The sequence below is a fragment of the Oceanobacillus sp. FSL W7-1293 genome (assembly GCF_037969815.1).
Classification (GTDB): domain Bacteria; phylum Bacillota; class Bacilli; order Bacillales; family Amphibacillaceae; genus Oceanobacillus; species Oceanobacillus oncorhynchi.
The window spans coordinates 1,888,270-1,902,895 of sequence record NZ_CP150212.1 but is presented as its reverse complement, the minus strand read 5'-3'; the positions used below and the strand labels follow the sequence as shown (position 1 = coordinate 1,902,895).

The window sequence follows — 14,626 nt, the reverse complement described above, 5'->3', positions numbered from 1 at the left end:
TTTTTTGGTATCTGCTTATTTTGTAGATTGCAGCAATGCAAACTTATACTTCCCGAACCTTTTTCCACTTTCTAATCTTCGTCCGGAATGTCTTAAACGGCGCCACTGTATTAATATGGATCCATTTCCAAATCGCCCAGCTGGAAGGAGTCGTCGTCGCCCATTGTCTGCCACCCTGCTCAAATAACTCTTTATCCTGATAGCTTTCTACCAACTGAATGACCCGGTCAACATCTTGATGAAACTTCTCAATCAGATTTCCCAATGAATCATCTGCATACGTATCATAGAAGCTTTGATAAAGGCCGCCGAGATTATTCCATTTATAATCCGGCGTTGGCATGATAGCATCTTCCCCATTTTGATTGGCCTGCTCCCAGGATAAGATTAAATTCATCCATCCCAGCTGATAAGCAATCATTTGTGCCGGCGTTCTGTCTACATCATCTACAGAGACATCTTTATCTGCATGATTCACTGAATCAAATTCACCGATAAATAGATTGGCTCTCTTAGTGATTTCATCAATTAGAGCTTGTTTACTCTCGTAACCCTGCATGTCATCCATCCTTTCTAAGATGTAAATTGTTTTATTTTTAATTTTTTGCCAGAGACGGATGCTTTCTTTTCCTGGCAAAATATAAAAATATCAGTTGACCTATCAAAACAAGCACAAAAAATCCGCCTAAAACCATAAATGCAAGAAATCTTAATTTAGGAGTCTGTACCACCCCTGCTCCGTCAACATCTCGAACGCCGATAACAACAGATGCTGCTATAAAAAATAGTATCCAAACGATACTTGTTGTCCACCAAATTTTCATCATATGTATCACCTAGCCATTTCTTTTTCAAGTTAATCTATAAATCCATGCATTAATTATACTTTTCTCTGGAGGAAATCCATTCCATAAATTGTGTATACGGATAATAGGTTTTTCCATTCAGCTCTATCTTTGGCGCATTTGGATATTTTTGTAATAACTCTTCAATCTCATCTTTACTCAAATTAAGATAAAATTCCAGCTCATTTTCTTTGATAAACATATTATATTGATTACCGGCTTCTGGACGGCCAAAATTCTGCAGGCCTTTCCCAACAAAATATCCCATCGCTGCCAATCCAACCGCCAGTGCCACGAAACCAAAACCTAGTCCAGATATTTCTATTTCCATTCCATATCTCCCCCATTTTTCAAATTCTCTTTTAAGTTATCCATCTAAACAACCATAAAAATAGCATGTAATCTCCCAATCCAGATTCGTGTTAACTTACTTCATTCCGCTTCAGATACAGACCGATATACATTATCGCCGCGTCTGCTCCAAACTTTCTTCCAAGCACTGATTGCGTCTTGCAGTGATTTTCCCTTATTCGCCGAATCATCAAAATAAGCACGAATAAACGTATTATATTCAAATTGTCCGGAAATCGTTGTACGCTTTCCTTTCTTTTTATCTTCTTCTAATTGATAATAATGATCTACTACGTCTTGATATGTTTTTCCAGCATTGGCTTTGAGATAATTCTGCAAGGCTACAGAGAAATGAAACTTCGGGCCAATCACACGTTTAAAAAATTCTCTGTGCTCCTGCGTGCATTTAAAATCGGCCTCAATCACCGTTTCCAAGCTCATCGAAGCTTCTTTTTTCTGTTGCGCTGCATAAACATGCACTGTTTTAGATTTGACAGCTTGCGGTCGCTCCCCTGTTTTTAAATAATGGATGATACGTTCTGCAATTTCTGTTTTAGCTCCTGAAGTTCGCATTCCTTTCTTTCTGCAAAAATCCTGCAATTCCACCTTCAACCAATAGAAATCTAAAAAATCTTCTATCGAAATGTTCTCATCCAAATAAGGTCGAATCTCTTTTTTCTGCTTGTTCATTTTTTCGTTTCCCCCTAACGTACAGCTTCATCTCATGTAACCGCCATTATTAATATCAAACGTAGCTCCTGTATAATGTTTCGACTTATCCGATAACAAGAACACCACTGTTTCAGCAACATCCTTAGCAGTTACTGGTGTATCAACTAATTCGCTATGTAAATATTCTTTTTTTCTCCACGAAGGGACGACTTCCATCATCGAGGTGTTCACCATCGTCGGCGCAACAGCGTTTACCCGGATGTATGGAGAAAAATTCATGGCACAGCTTTTCGTCAGCCCCAGAATTGCTGCTTTTGAAGCACCATAGATTGCATCTGAGCTCCCCTCCATCCCTGCAACGGAGGACATATTGACAATCACGCCAGGATGCTTTGCTTGAAGCAGTTTTTCACCAAACAGCTGCGAGAAATAAATGCCTCCTTTCACATTCACGTCTAATACCTTGTCTATTTCATCCTCTTGATAATCTGAAATATTTTTTGCTAAGTAGATACCTGCATTATTCACTAATCCATCTAACTCGGGATGTTCTGTTTCCAGATAATGAAAGAATGCAGAAACTGCTTCATAGCTGCTGATATCTAATGCATATGTAAATAATTTGTCGCGATGATCTATCCTCTGCTTTAAATCATCCAGTCCTTCTTGATTCCTATCACACGCTATAACAGCCGCGCCTTCCTCTATACACTGCCGGACCACTTCCTTCCCGATTCCAGCAGCTGCACCAGTAACGATAATTTTTCTATTTTGAAGCACCATTAAAATCTCCTTTATTTCATTTTATTATATATCCATTTCCTCAAACTCTTTCATGCAAATCTATCGCGACGAAATAGCTCCATCCTTATGACCGATATACAAAAATATTCGATTAGATACAATCAGCAGAAACCCAAGAATAATATAAACAAATAAAAAAGCGGCAATAAAGCCTGCAACATTTGAATAACTTCCCACGCCTGCCGGAATCTCGCCATTGGGGTTTAAAAAGAAATAGGGGTAAAACCCGTCCATTAATCCTCTCAAGCTTGAAATAACACAATAAATAACCGGATAAATCATCCAATAAAAAATATATTTATAGCTGTATCTTTTCTTCGTCTCCAAAAGAAGCCAATTAATAAAGACGGCTATCGGAATAAAATAATGCAGCATAACATTCGTAATGGTGCGGATGCCAGTATATTCACCCCCGCTGGCAAGAAGAAAATGATAGGTAAAAATGCATACAAACATATAAATAACGGAAGCATTTTTGAAAAAATCCAAGAATGGACTCTGATTTTTACGATATGAAATGGCAAAGCTGCTGCACAGAAAGGTTATCGCAACCATTAAATTCGATTGAAACGTAAATTTCGTTAGCGACACCAAGGGGTCAGGGGAGTAGGCAACGTGTAAAATAACACTGATAAAACCTGTAAGCCCGATTAATAAATGAAAACCCGGCTTTAACCTGAATGGTCTTTTGATTACATTTCCCATATAAATACTCCTATCTTGTTTTCTATACAAAATAGCGCAGCTCAATTAAGGCTGCTCTGTTACCTGATTTGCAGCTGCTCCTATTATAGAATTCTACATATCTGCCATAACTCCTGCTCTTATAGTTGAATTTAAACAGTTTATTAATGCAGAAACGATCTCCAAACTAACTTTCTCCATCCCCGCTTCACATTACATCCGTCACCCATCTCAGCACGCCTCTAAATGACCAAAAGAGAATCCGAATCGGAAGAATGATAACTTCCGGAATCCAAAAAAGAATATCAAAAAACAAATCGGTCTTTGTATAATCTCCTTTTCCTTTTCTGCTTTTCCTTGTTTTCGATTTCTTCTTTTCCCACCAGTCACTCATTATCTTATTCCTTCCCTTTCTTATTATCTTTCTTTACGGAATACAGCCGGGAAATGTTTCAATTATTTAACAATTTTATAGAGGAAATGCTTCCTTATTAAATAGATTTGTAAACTTCTCATGTTTTCCCTTGCAATTCTTATTGAATGAAATAAAATAATTAACAAGAGATAAAATTAAGTTACACATGCCGGAGGGATAAAATGAGCACGCTACAACAGATGGATCATTCCAGTCTGCAACATCTTCATGAAAAAACAAAGAAAGAATTGGATGCAATCAAGAAAGAAAATCTATCCTTAAATATGGCTAGAGGAAAGCCAAGCGCTGAGCAGCTGCAATTGTCATTGGAATTGTTAGACAGCGTTACTTCTAAAAATATTGGGGATAACTTTTCTGTTTTAAATTATGGGATGGTAGATGGTCTGCCAGAAGCAAAAGCATTATTTAAAGATCTATTAGAAGTAGATACAGAGGAGATTTTAATCGGAGGTAATGCCAGCCTGAATATCATGCATGATCTGATTTCAAAAGCATTGATTAAAGGCGTTATTGATAGCGAAACTCCTTGGGGTAAAGAAGATGCAATTAAATTTATATGCCCTGTCCCTGGTTATGACAGGCATTTTACGATTTGTGAACAATACGATATCGAAATGATTTCCGTAGAGATGCTGAATGACGGTCCGGATATGGACAAGGTGGAAGAGCTTGTACGCAACGATGCGTCCATCAAAGGAATGTGGAGTGTTCCGAAATATAGTAATCCCGAGGGTATTACATATAGTGATGAGGTCGTGGAACGTTTAGCTAAAATGGAAACGAAAGCAAAGGATTTTAAAATTTTCTGGGATAATGCGTATGCCATTCATGACCTGACGGATCATCCTCCAAAATTAAAAAATATATTGGAAGCATGTAAGGAACACGGAAACCCAAACAGAGTATTTATGTTTGCATCTACTTCCAAAATGACTTTCCCGGGCTCTGGTGTTGCAGTCGTAGCAGCAAGCAGGGAAAATATCAGCTTTATTAAAGAACAGTTAAGCGTGCAGACAATTGGTCCTGATAAAGTAAATCAGCTGCGCCATGTCCGCTTTTTTGAAAACTATAGTAATCTGCTGGAACACATGAAAAAGCATGCTGAAATTATGAAGCCTAAATTTGATGCCGTAATAGAAATACTTCATTCCAAATTGGATTCTTATGGTATTGCTACATGGGCAGAACCGGATGGAGGCTATTTTATCAGCTTAGATACGATGGACGGCTGTGCTTCTGAAGTAATCCGTCTTGCCAAAGAGGCTGGAGTCACCTTAACCGGAGCCGGAGCAGCCTTTCCATATGGGAAAGACCCACGTGACAGAAACATTCGTATTGCGCCATCATTCCCATCATTAGAGGAAGTGGAAAAAGCAATCGACGTATTATGTACATGCATTATTCTTGTAAGCACGAAAAAATTATTATAAAAGATGTAACATGCCATTTGCCGGTTTAGCAGGCAAATGGCATGTTTTATATAGTAGAATTCTATTCCACCCTAAACCGAACCACCGCTTCCAACAGCCTCTTCGCATAAGCACTCTGCACATTTGCCAGATTTTTTGTCTCTATTTGCTCAACGATTTTCCCTTCATTTAAAAACATCACTTGATCACATAGATAAGCAACGGTTTGTAGGTCATGTGCGATAAATAGACAGGTCATATCCATTTCTTTTTTTAGCGTATCGAGTAACTCTAAGATTTGTGCTTGAACAGAAACATCAAGCGAGCTGACCGCTTCATCCAGAACCAGAAATCTTGGCTTTGTACTAATTGCCCTGGCGATACATACCCGCTGCAACTGTCCGCCGCTTAACTCATGCGGATAACGTTCTGCTAACTCCTTAGACAGACCGACTTTCTCCATTAAACTTTCCGTTGTTTCCTGTATCGGATGATTCCGGCCGAAAGCCTTCAATGGTTCCATGATAATATCTTTTACCTGGAAAGCAGGATTGGCTGAAGACGTATAATCCTGAAAAACCACACTCATCTGTCCTCTATTTTCTTTTCTCCACGCTGCTGGATTTTTCCCCTCCAGCAACAGACTGCCGCTGTCTGCTTTTTCCAAGCCTAATATCAATCTGCTTAATGTACTTTTACCACTGCCGCTTTCCCCGACTAAGGCAACCCAATCTCCGTCATGAATCTGAAAGGATACGTCCGCTAAGACAGATAATCTTCCTTTTCTGAAGCCTGCTCCTGTTTTCGGATAGGTTTTATAGACATTTTTTACTTTAAGCATGATAGGAATCCTTTCTCATCGATTGTTCAAACGCGCGGGTCAATTTGATTCTTGTATCCACCAAGTATTTTGTATATTCATTTTGTGGATGCTGAAATATATCTTCTGTCCTGCCATATTCCACTTGTTTCCCGTCTTTCATCACAAGCACATCTTCCGTCAGCTGTTGGATAACGCCGAGATCGTGAGAAATAAAAATAAAGGTGGTCCCCGATTGAGTCTGGAGACGCTGAAACGTTGCAATGACTTCGCTTTGAGTAATAGCGTCCAGCGCAGTGGTTGGTTCATCCGCAATAATAATATCAGGCTGTACGGCTGCTGCAATGGCAATCATACATCGTTGCAGCATTCCGCCGGACAATTGATGCGGATATTTCTTCAGCACCTGTGCAGCTTCCTTTATCCCCACTCTTTCCAATTCTCTCAAGAATACTTGTTTGGCCTCTGTCCTGGCAATTTTCAAATTCTCACATAGCGTTTCCTGCATCTGCTTTCCAATGGTATCTAACGGATCAAAGGCGGACATGGCATCTTGCAGAATCATGCTGATATGCCGGGCTCTTATATCTCGAATTGATTTTGTCTTCATCCTCAGCATATCCGCATCTTCAAAATAGGCTGCGCCAGAAACGGTTATCAAGGGCGCTGTAAGCCTCAGCATCCCCTTCACCGTCATTGACTTGCCGCTGCCGCTTTCCCCGACAAAGCCCAGACTGCGGCCGCGTTCCAATTTAAAAGATATATCTTCAACAATAACCTCGTTTGATTGTGTATCTTGTATCGATAAATTTTTCACTTCCAGCATAACCAAGCAATCACCTCATTCTTTTACCGCGCTTTCCACGCTTAACATTAAAGGCATCCTGCAGACTGTCCCCAAGAAAATTAAATGCCGCTACCACAACAAGAATTGCTATTCCCGGAGCAAGCATTAATTCCGGATAGATGGTCATCACGTTCTTCGCTTCGTTTAACATCATTCCCCATTCAGGCGTCGGTGCCTGCACTCCCAGCCCGAGGAAGGATAAAGCGGAAATCATTAAAATCACCGAACCTGCATCAAGTGTGGCCAGGACCGAAATCTCGCCGATGGCATTCGGCATGATATGCTTTTTGAAAATATGCCATCTGCTGAAGCCGGACACTCGGGCAAACTGAATATAGTTTTTATCGGCATATTTAATGATAATCGAACGGACCATACGTGTGTACCATGCCCATTTTGCGATAATACTTGCGATAACGATATTGGTAAGTCCCGGTCCCATCATTCCGATAATGGCTAGAATCATTACTTCACTTGGAAAGGACATAAAGACATCGCAAATCCTCATAATGATCTCGTCGATTTTCCCGCGAAACAGCCCAGCGATTCCTCCAATCAATGTTCCAATCACAATCGTGACAATCATGGTTATAAAGGCAATGAAAACTGTCGTGCGAATCCCGTATAGCAGCCTGGAAAAAATACATCTCCCCAGCTGATCCGTACCAAGCGGATAGGTTGTACTTATTCCCGCCAGTTTTTCTTTTACATTGACATCAATTGGACTATGCGGGGCTAGCCATGGCGCGAAAATTCCTGCCAGTACCACAAGGGTTAAGAAAATGATACAAATCATGGCGGAACGATCTCTCATCAATTTATTTAAAACCCCCATGATCATACCTCTTTTCTCATTCTTGGATCGAATATGGCAGTAACGATATCTACCAGTAAGTTACAGATGACAAATAAAACCGCCATCAGAAAGACATACGCTTGGATAACGGGATAATCATAATTGAATATCGCTGTCACACTAAGCCTGCCTATCCCCGGCCAGGCAAAGATATTCTCGACAATGACAGTGCCTGCAATTAATTTGGGAATCGACATGCCCAGTGCTGTAATAGCAGACTGAAGAGAGTTTTTGAAAATACGCTTTAAAATAATACCCTCTTTCATCCCGCGGGCTTTTGCATAAAGTACAAAATTCTCGTTTTTGTTTTGCACCATATTATTTCGAATCAATCTCACATAGGTGGAAATATAAGCAAAAGCTAACGTTACTGCCGGCAGAATAACAGATGTCCAAGAGCTCATCCCGCTTGTCGGCAGCAGATTTAATTTAATTGAGAAAAACCATATCAGCAAAAGCCCGATCCAATAACCGGGCATGGCCTCTGCAATAAAGACAAAGCCTCTAATGGTCCGATCAATGATGCTTCCTTCATAAATCGTACATAGAATGGAGGCAGAGACGCTGATAAAAACAATCATAACGAAGGCAACCAGCGCAAGCAGCAACGTAGCTGGCAATGCCTGCCCGATTTCTTCAATCACCGGTTTATTATTAACAAAGCTGTTTCCGAAGTCACCTTTGATACTGCTGGTCACCCATGTAATATATCTTTCAAAAAATGGTTTATCGAGGCCCAGCTCCTCGCGCATCTCTGCAACAGCTGTTTCTGTCGGTGTGATTTCATTTACCCGCAGCGCGACTTCCGCCGGATCACTGTCGCTCAGATTAATGAGAATAAACGCCAAAAAGGATATTCCTATTAATAAGGGAATGATGCTTATGATTCTTTTCGTAATATAACGCTTCATTTACTCCACCTACATTCTTACTCTTACATTAAAGAACCAAAAAAGCGGACCTTCATCCGCTTTTTTTAATTTACTCTGTATCAAAATACATGTTTTCAAATGGAACTTCATATTGAGAGACATTAAACGTGACACCCTGCAGTTCTGGTCGATGGACTGCTTTTGTACGTGAGTATGTGAGCGGGATGTATACTGCTTCATCATGGATATACGATAACACTTCCGCATACATCGCTTCTCTATTCTCCTCATCATGCTCAATCATCAAATCGGTAATTGTTTCGTCCAGCCACGCTTTCTTGTCCAGCCCTGTCTGCGCCTGATAATCGCCATGCGCCGGGATTCTCCAGGAGGACAGGTATGATTGCGGGTCATAAGGCGTTCCCCATGATAAGGAATATTGCAAATCAAATTCTCCTGATTTTTGTCTGTCTAAAAACGCCTGCTTCTGCTCTCCAGTGATATGCAGCTCCACACCTATCTCCCGCAAATCAGACTGAATATATTCACTGATCGTCTTTTCCTGTGCATTATCCGAATTATAATACAGGTTAAGCTCTAATTTCTCGCCATCTTTATAACAATATCCATCATCACTATTCAACTCCCAGCCGGCATCATCGAGCAGATTATTAGCTTTATCCGGATCATATTTCCTTTCCTCCAGTCCAAGGTCGCTGTAAGGAACTGTCGATGCAAGCAAGGTCGGCGCAACAGATTCTGATCCATTTAAGATACCATCCGCAATCGATTGTTTATCAACCGCATATTGCAGCGCTTCTCTTACCTCAATTTCGCCAGTGATAGGACGATTGGAGTTCAATAAAATTGCCCTGGAAGCGACCGGCTCACTCATTTCGGTTACGTACTCTCCCTGCTCTTCCAGCGCGGAGAAAGAGTCCAGGTCAATCATATCTCCATCGGATCCAAAAATCAGATCGACCTCTCCTTTTTCAAGGGCAAGCAGAATGGTCTGATGATCCGGCATCACCTTCCATCTTACTGCATTCATTTTAGGCTGTTCTCCCCAATATTCATCGTTGGCAGTGAACACAGCCTCCTGATTCTCGTTATGTTCTGATAAAACCCACGGCCCTGTTCCCGAATAACCGCTGATGCCATCCTTTGTCGTTCCATCCACAAAGTCATTGGGAGATAAAAAACGAAACGGGCGGGTAAGCCCCAATTCCGTTAATGTCGGATAATACGGATGCTCTAACACAAGTTTATACGTATATTCATCCACTACCACATTTTCGTCAATCAAATTAACTAAATCCAGCCAAGCATGACGTTCTTCATTATCCATGATGGCATCCATATTCTGTTTTACCGCCTCTGCGTTGAACTTTTCTCCGTCAGAAAAGGTAACATCCTCTCTTAAATGAAAGGTATATTCCAGACCATCCTCTGAAATCTCCCAGCTCTCCGCCAGCCAAGGCTCTACACCGTCTTCCGTATTCTTGACCAGTGATTCAAACACCATATTCTGGGCTGCCATTTCTCCACTGTATAAATGCGGATTAATATCGCGGATATCCTTCGAGCTGGCATATACGATTTCATCTTTAGCTGCTGTATCATTTTCCGAATTGCTGCAGCTTGCCAATAAAAGCAAAAACAATACCGAAAGCAGCCCTATATTTATTTTTCTCATTTTATTACTCCTATTATTCTTGATGTCATGCCTAAGGAAGCTGCTAACGCAAAAGGAATACTATAACTTCCTATCCATATGCAGTGTTTTCCAAACGGGATCTGACTCAGCCAATCTTTCTTTAAAGCCCAGTGCTTTCCAGAAGGGAACCCCGCCTGGCAGAAATGGATGAGTATGCAGATAAATCTTCTCGTATCCTGCTGCTTGAATCGACTTTAAAGCCGTTTGATAAAGGGCAGAGCCAATTCCTAAACGTCTATATGCCGGATCTATATAGCATCTTACCAGTTCCGTTGTCTTCGATTGCGCGTAATATTGCTGCAGCTCATCAAAACGATTGTCATAGGGCAGATAACCAATTGTACCAAGCACATTGCCCGCTTCACTTACAGCTGCAAATAACGCCGCTTCTTTCCTATTTATATAATGTGCATAAAAATGAAGCATATCCGGCGGTAATTGCTGATGATCCAACATCGGAAATACTTCTTTTCGAATCGTTGTCATAAAATCCACTACCTGTGCAGCGTCCTTTTGTCCGACCTGTTTCACACGATATTTTACAGGTGTTTGTATAGACATTTCCTATCAGCGTCTCCTTGCTCTGATTGATTCCTTCATGTTGTTCTCTCTTGATAGCTGCAGGCAACATCAACTCGTTTCTCTATTGATGTTACTCTGCAACAACGCTTCATCATAAAAATTCATTTTCTATTATACTCTATTTCCCGGTTTTAAGATAGAATTTGATGCGCTCAACAGCAGCCATGTAATGATTACAAATGGAATGGTTAATACAGGCAGGCCGTATGGGATAAGCAGAATAGATAAGCTCGCAGAAATCGGCACCGTCAATAGTGCTCCTAGCAGACCGTATACAAACATACCTTTCGAACCCTTGGCATTGAATGTGTGACCAACTGCTATAGCTGTCAAAATCGCATTGTATCCATATAGCCCAAGCTGAATCTGATCATTTTCTGCCCCTAATATGTAAGCAAAAGCCAAAGCAGCGACAGCGGATAGAATGGTACTCGCGCTAACTCTGATTCCGGCAATCAGAATTCCTGCCAGAATCAGTGCACCTGCCCACACAGAATCCAATAGAAAGATTTCGCTGATGCTTTTAAAAAATGCAGTAATCCAATCCATCCCGCTTCCTGCAATATACTCCCAGTGCATTAGATTCTGCGGTACAAGCTGATCACTCATTGCGAATAAATCTAATTTATAAGGAAATAAAAATATCAGCCACGATGTAATAATGAATGGAAAAGTGAGAACCGGAATACGCACGAAATAATTATTTAAAGCTACGGTTGCTAATGCGGATAATCCAGTTCCTGCAAAGGCAAGCAGCCACAGATAAGGTCCATCCAAAAAAATAAGAATAGCTAAACAGGTTAATACAGCGTTATAGCCCATTAATCCATCCTCTATAAAACTTCTATTCTTTGTCAGCACATAGCCTATGACATTCGCTATTATCACACTTAATAAGGATACTACGGCAAATTGCCAGGAAACAACAAGAATGCCCAAAAAAATGAAAAGCCCTGTTTTCCAATTCGCCAGCAGGATTACTTGGGAAAAACTGTGCAGCGTACTGATCAAATAATAATTTCCAGAAATTTGTCGTTCCATCTTATCTACCTTTCCAAAGGCCGGGGAAGCTAGCTGTCGAATATTTCTAAATGCTCTTTCAGATACCCTGCTTGTCTTCCCCACCGTTTTTAAACCCTTTTAATACTTCCGTAAAAATACAGGAGACATGCCAAACCATGTTTCTCGTAAATACCCATGACACGTTTGCAGTATCTCTTCGATGATTTGCGTCTGATTGGCCAATATTCTCAAAGAAAACCCCGGGACCGGACACCTCGAGATACCGAAGTTCACGTCCTTCTGCTCCATCATATCATAGATATTTTCAATTACTTCATCTGTCACATAAGGACTAATAACCATCATGGAGCCTAAATGACTATACCCTTCCATTCTTCCAAACACAGAAGGATTATTTTTAGCCGGTTCCGTTACAATACGGTCAAAAACGCCTAATTCCTTATGGATAAACACTTCATTTTGCAAATCTACCTTGTCATAACTGAATTGCTTTCCGGTTGGTGACCATCCAGGTGTAATAATATCGGAGCAAATCAATGTCGAGGTATTATCTACATAAAATTGGTTGAGCTGTTTATACGAACCTTCCCGATAAACGATTAGCGGGTCCGGGATATACTCCAGCAGACTGTTCGATTTCAAGGTAAACTTCCCATACTGATACGCAGGCTCTCCCGGGGTTTTATATACTTTGGTTGCAGATTGCGTTGTCAAAATTGCCCGGGCATTTTCATTCACCCTAATATCCATGGAATATGTATCTGCGGATAAATAGCCGCCTCCAGGATTTAATAGATAATAGGTTAATTGCCCGGAATTGTCTAAATAGATTGGACGCATTACTTTGAAGGCACCTCGGAAATATACATCCGCAGGGACCGTTTTATTCTTCTTCTCGGTTAATTCAAGCTGAAGCTCTCCGGTCCATTCCTTCTGCATCTTAGACAATTCCTCGAAGCAGTACATTATCTTTCAGCCAATCAATTACTTCGTTCAATCCGTCATTATTTTTCAAATTCGTAAAAATAAATGGTTTATCTCCTCGAAATTCTTTCGTATCTCTTGCCATGATATCTAAATCCGCTCCAACATACGGCGCCAAATCTGTTTTATTAATAATAAATAAATCCGATTTAATCATGCCCTGCCCGCCTTTACGGGGGATTTTCTCTCCCTGGGCTACATCAATGATATAAATAGAAAAGTCTACAAGCTCCGGACTGAATGTCGCTGCCAGATTATCCCCGCCGCTTTCAATGAAAATCAATTCCACGTCAGGAAAGCGTTCGGTTAATTCATCAATCGCAGCAAAATTCATAGAGGCATCCTCTCTGATAGCGGTATGCGGGCACCCGCCAGTTTCCACACCAATAATCCGATCATCCTCCAGCACACCATTTTTCATTAAAATTTTAGCGTCTTCTTTGGTATAAATATCATTCGTAATAACCGCCATGTCCATTTCATTATTTAACTGTCTTGTTATTTTCTCTACTAACTCTGTTTTTCCAGCCCCTACTGGACCGCCAATACCTACTCGAATCGGTTCCATATCCAAATCTCCCTTCTAAGACATAAATATCCTTACTTTTACATGCTCATGCTTCATTTGTGAAATTTCCAGACCGGGCGAAACAATCCCAAAGTCATCTATCGTTAAATCAGCTATTTCTTCCGCAACACGATTTATTAATTGCTGACTCTCCAGCAGTATCTTCTGCCCGTCTGTCTGCCCCAGCGGAATAGCTCTTACTGCATTCTGTACCAGGTTGGACACCAGGGAATATAAGTAAAACCCAAGACCCTCCTGAGGTTGTATCCTGTGATAATGGGCAATAACTGCAAAGACAATAGCGCTGTGCCCGAATGATTTCCCTTGCTTTATTCGTTTTAGATAATTTGCAAGTATTCCGTATTCAAACAGACTTTCTGCCAGCTTCAGCATTCGGACTCCCATTTGGGTATTTCCTTCCCTTGTTTCCTTTGGAAGGTTCTGGACATAAAGCAGCCGGTCCATATGCCAAATCCGCTCCAAATCATTTTCACACAGCGCATCGCATACAAGTTGAAAAGCAAGCCCTTCTGTATATTTCACCTGTTCCCTGAAATACGTATCCAGCCATTCTTGAAATGATATCCTGTCCTTCACAACATCTTCTTGAATATAGGTTTCCAGTCCAAATGAATGGCTGAAGCCGCCAATCGGAAAGTTTGAATCGCATAACTGAACAAAGGTGAGCAATGAATTAGTCATGGCTATGCCCTATATGTTTAAACGCTTCTTTTAATTTGCGCTCTTCCCGCTGATAAGAAATGTCTAGCTGTTTCAGCAATTCTTCTACAAGATAATCATATTGGACAATCATATTATCCACTTCAAATTGTGCAGGAAGATGACGGTTTCCTAGTTGGTGCGCAATGACGCCCATTTCATGAATATCTTTAGGATGGATAACAATCACATCATCCTGATAGACATCAATAAAAATAATATTGGATGCATCTTTATATAAAACGTCGCCCTTTGTCAGGGCCTGTCTTTCTTTTAAGGAAATACCGATATCCTTTCCATGGTCTGTTTTCACCCGTAAAATACGCTTCAGCAAATCGGCACTTTCCAGATAAACCTTTTCTTTATGCAGCTTTGCAAGCTCTGCTTCTTCTATATCATTTACATTCATCTCAATTTTTTCAACCAGCATTGGTCA

At 40.7% G+C, this 14,626-nt stretch carries 19 protein-coding genes; 1 reads left to right on the top strand and 18 read right to left on the bottom strand.

Translation table 11 applies throughout. From position 1 onward, the window contains the following. Window positions 1–43: 43 nt before the first annotated feature. The 7 genes from MKY65_RS09395 to MKY65_RS09365 all read right to left on the bottom strand — a co-directional run bounded on the left by MKY65_RS09395 (window position 44) and on the right by MKY65_RS09365 (window position 3,750). Window positions 44–559 carry a ClbS/DfsB family four-helix bundle protein gene (locus tag MKY65_RS09395; RefSeq protein WP_339184218.1) on the bottom strand — a complete coding sequence of 172 codons (516 nt, stop codon included), beginning with the start codon at window positions 557–559 and terminating at the stop codon, window positions 44–46. A 37-nt stretch (window positions 560–596) separates the two neighbouring features. Next, a complete protein-coding gene (locus MKY65_RS09390; protein WP_339184217.1) occupies window positions 597–827 on the bottom strand; it encodes a DUF3923 family protein in 231 nt (76 codons plus the stop codon). 49 nt (window positions 828–876) lie between these two features. Then, the gene (locus tag MKY65_RS09385) at window positions 877–1,176 is read right to left on the bottom strand and encodes a DNA-binding protein (protein WP_339184215.1); all 300 of its coding nucleotides are present in this window, start codon (window positions 1,174–1,176) and stop codon (window positions 877–879) included. A gap of 101 nt (window positions 1,177–1,277) precedes the next feature. Beyond that, the gene (locus tag MKY65_RS09380; protein WP_339184213.1) at window positions 1,278–1,886 is read right to left on the bottom strand and encodes a DUF6434 domain-containing protein; all 609 of its coding nucleotides are present in this window, start codon (window positions 1,884–1,886) and stop codon (window positions 1,278–1,280) included. 27 nt (window positions 1,887–1,913) lie between these two features. Continuing rightward, on the bottom strand, window positions 1,914–2,648 hold the full coding sequence (locus MKY65_RS09375; protein ID WP_339185183.1) for an SDR family oxidoreductase: 735 nt from the start codon (window positions 2,646–2,648) through the stop codon (window positions 1,914–1,916). Window positions 2,649–2,711: 63 nt separating this feature from the next. Continuing rightward, complete coding sequence (locus tag MKY65_RS09370) at window positions 2,712–3,377, bottom strand: Pr6Pr family membrane protein (protein ID WP_339184211.1); 666 nt, start codon at window positions 3,375–3,377, stop codon at window positions 2,712–2,714. Between the two features lie 187 nt (window positions 3,378–3,564). Next, complete coding sequence (locus MKY65_RS09365; protein ID WP_339184209.1) at window positions 3,565–3,750, bottom strand: hypothetical protein; 186 nt, start codon at window positions 3,748–3,750, stop codon at window positions 3,565–3,567. 203 nt (window positions 3,751–3,953) lie between these two features. Between MKY65_RS09365 and MKY65_RS09360 the strand changes: the two genes are divergently transcribed. Then, a complete protein-coding gene (locus MKY65_RS09360) occupies window positions 3,954–5,222 on the top strand; it encodes an aminotransferase (RefSeq protein WP_339184207.1) in 1,269 nt (422 codons plus the stop codon). 61 nt (window positions 5,223–5,283) lie between these two features. On the opposite strand, the gene MKY65_RS09355 is transcribed toward MKY65_RS09360, so the two are convergent. The 11 genes from MKY65_RS09355 to MKY65_RS09305 form a co-directional block, all read right to left on the bottom strand. Then, on the bottom strand, window positions 5,284–6,042 hold the full coding sequence (locus MKY65_RS09355) for a dipeptide/oligopeptide/nickel ABC transporter ATP-binding protein (RefSeq protein ID WP_339184206.1): 759 nt from the start codon (window positions 6,040–6,042) through the stop codon (window positions 5,284–5,286). Beyond that, window positions 6,035–6,847: an ABC transporter ATP-binding protein gene (locus tag MKY65_RS09350; RefSeq protein WP_339184204.1), complete on the bottom strand. Its 813-nt coding sequence runs from the start codon at window positions 6,845–6,847 to the stop codon at window positions 6,035–6,037. Before MKY65_RS09350 ends, MKY65_RS09355 begins: the two co-directional genes overlap by 8 nt. Window positions 6,848–6,857: 10 nt before the next feature. Then, window positions 6,858–7,703, bottom strand: coding sequence for a nickel/cobalt ABC transporter permease (gene opp1C, locus MKY65_RS09345; RefSeq protein ID WP_339184202.1), 846 nt, complete (start codon window positions 7,701–7,703; stop codon window positions 6,858–6,860). Between the two features lie 2 nt (window positions 7,704–7,705). After that, entirely contained in the window at window positions 7,706–8,635 is a 930-nt protein-coding gene (opp1B, locus tag MKY65_RS09340) for a nickel/cobalt ABC transporter permease (protein WP_339184200.1), read from the bottom strand. Between the two features lie 70 nt (window positions 8,636–8,705). Continuing rightward, window positions 8,706–10,292 (bottom strand): nickel ABC transporter substrate-binding protein, encoded by a 1,587-nt coding sequence (gene nikA, locus MKY65_RS09335; RefSeq protein ID WP_339184199.1) that lies wholly within the window; start codon window positions 10,290–10,292, stop codon window positions 8,706–8,708. A gap of 60 nt (window positions 10,293–10,352) precedes the next feature. Then, the gene (locus MKY65_RS09330; protein ID WP_339184197.1) at window positions 10,353–10,874 is read right to left on the bottom strand and encodes a GNAT family N-acetyltransferase; all 522 of its coding nucleotides are present in this window, start codon (window positions 10,872–10,874) and stop codon (window positions 10,353–10,355) included. A gap of 132 nt (window positions 10,875–11,006) precedes the next feature. Continuing rightward, window positions 11,007–11,936, bottom strand: coding sequence for an urea transporter (locus tag MKY65_RS09325; RefSeq protein ID WP_339184196.1), 930 nt, complete (start codon window positions 11,934–11,936; stop codon window positions 11,007–11,009). Between the two features lie 99 nt (window positions 11,937–12,035). Further along, on the bottom strand, window positions 12,036–12,857 hold the full coding sequence (locus MKY65_RS09320; RefSeq protein ID WP_339184195.1) for an urease accessory protein UreD: 822 nt from the start codon (window positions 12,855–12,857) through the stop codon (window positions 12,036–12,038). 1 nt (window position 12,858) lies between these two features. After that, on the bottom strand, window positions 12,859–13,470 hold the full coding sequence (ureG, locus tag MKY65_RS09315) for an urease accessory protein UreG (RefSeq protein ID WP_339184194.1): 612 nt from the start codon (window positions 13,468–13,470) through the stop codon (window positions 12,859–12,861). A 15-nt stretch (window positions 13,471–13,485) separates the two neighbouring features. Next, window positions 13,486–14,172, bottom strand: a complete 687-nt coding sequence (locus tag MKY65_RS09310) for an urease accessory protein UreF (RefSeq protein ID WP_339184192.1) — start codon at window positions 14,170–14,172, stop codon at window positions 13,486–13,488. Next, entirely contained in the window at window positions 14,165–14,620 is a 456-nt protein-coding gene (locus MKY65_RS09305) for an urease accessory protein UreE (protein WP_339184191.1), read from the bottom strand. Before MKY65_RS09305 ends, MKY65_RS09310 begins: the two co-directional genes overlap by 8 nt. Window positions 14,621–14,626 lie beyond the last annotated feature (6 nt).

Bases quoted from the DNA above. Each gene is read 5' to 3' on its own strand.
- MKY65_RS09395 (WP_339184218.1), bottom strand. From the start codon at position 559: ATGCAGGGTTACGAGAGTAAACAAGCTCTAATTGATGAAATCACTAAG.
- MKY65_RS09390 (WP_339184217.1), bottom strand. From the start codon at position 827: ATGATGAAAATTTGGTGGACAACAAGTATCGTTTGGATACTATTTTTT.
- MKY65_RS09385 (WP_339184215.1), bottom strand. From the start codon at position 1,176: ATGGAAATAGAAATATCTGGACTAGGTTTTGGTTTCGTGGCACTGGCG.
- MKY65_RS09380 (WP_339184213.1), bottom strand. From the start codon at position 1,886: ATGAACAAGCAGAAAAAAGAGATTCGACCTTATTTGGATGAGAACATT.
- MKY65_RS09370 (WP_339184211.1), bottom strand. From the start codon at position 3,377: ATGGGAAATGTAATCAAAAGACCATTCAGGTTAAAGCCGGGTTTTCAT.
- MKY65_RS09365 (WP_339184209.1), bottom strand. From the start codon at position 3,750: ATGAGTGACTGGTGGGAAAAGAAGAAATCGAAAACAAGGAAAAGCAGA.
- MKY65_RS09360 (WP_339184207.1), top strand. From the start codon at position 3,954: ATGAGCACGCTACAACAGATGGATCATTCCAGTCTGCAACATCTTCAT.
- MKY65_RS09355 (WP_339184206.1), bottom strand. From the start codon at position 6,042: ATGCTTAAAGTAAAAAATGTCTATAAAACCTATCCGAAAACAGGAGCA.
- MKY65_RS09350 (WP_339184204.1), bottom strand. From the start codon at position 6,847: ATGCTGGAAGTGAAAAATTTATCGATACAAGATACACAATCAAACGAG.
- opp1C (WP_339184202.1), bottom strand. From the start codon at position 7,703: ATGGGGGTTTTAAATAAATTGATGAGAGATCGTTCCGCCATGATTTGT.
- opp1B (WP_339184200.1), bottom strand. From the start codon at position 8,635: ATGAAGCGTTATATTACGAAAAGAATCATAAGCATCATTCCCTTATTA.
- nikA (WP_339184199.1), bottom strand. From the start codon at position 10,292: ATGAGAAAAATAAATATAGGGCTGCTTTCGGTATTGTTTTTGCTTTTA.
- MKY65_RS09330 (WP_339184197.1), bottom strand. From the start codon at position 10,874: ATGTCTATACAAACACCTGTAAAATATCGTGTGAAACAGGTCGGACAA.
- MKY65_RS09325 (WP_339184196.1), bottom strand. From the start codon at position 11,936: ATGGAACGACAAATTTCTGGAAATTATTATTTGATCAGTACGCTGCAC.
- MKY65_RS09320 (WP_339184195.1), bottom strand. From the start codon at position 12,857: ATGCAGAAGGAATGGACCGGAGAGCTTCAGCTTGAATTAACCGAGAAG.
- ureG (WP_339184194.1), bottom strand. From the start codon at position 13,470: ATGGAACCGATTCGAGTAGGTATTGGCGGTCCAGTAGGGGCTGGAAAA.
- MKY65_RS09310 (WP_339184192.1), bottom strand. From the start codon at position 14,172: ATGACTAATTCATTGCTCACCTTTGTTCAGTTATGCGATTCAAACTTT.
- MKY65_RS09305 (WP_339184191.1), bottom strand. From the start codon at position 14,620: ATGCTGGTTGAAAAAATTGAGATGAATGTAAATGATATAGAAGAAGCA.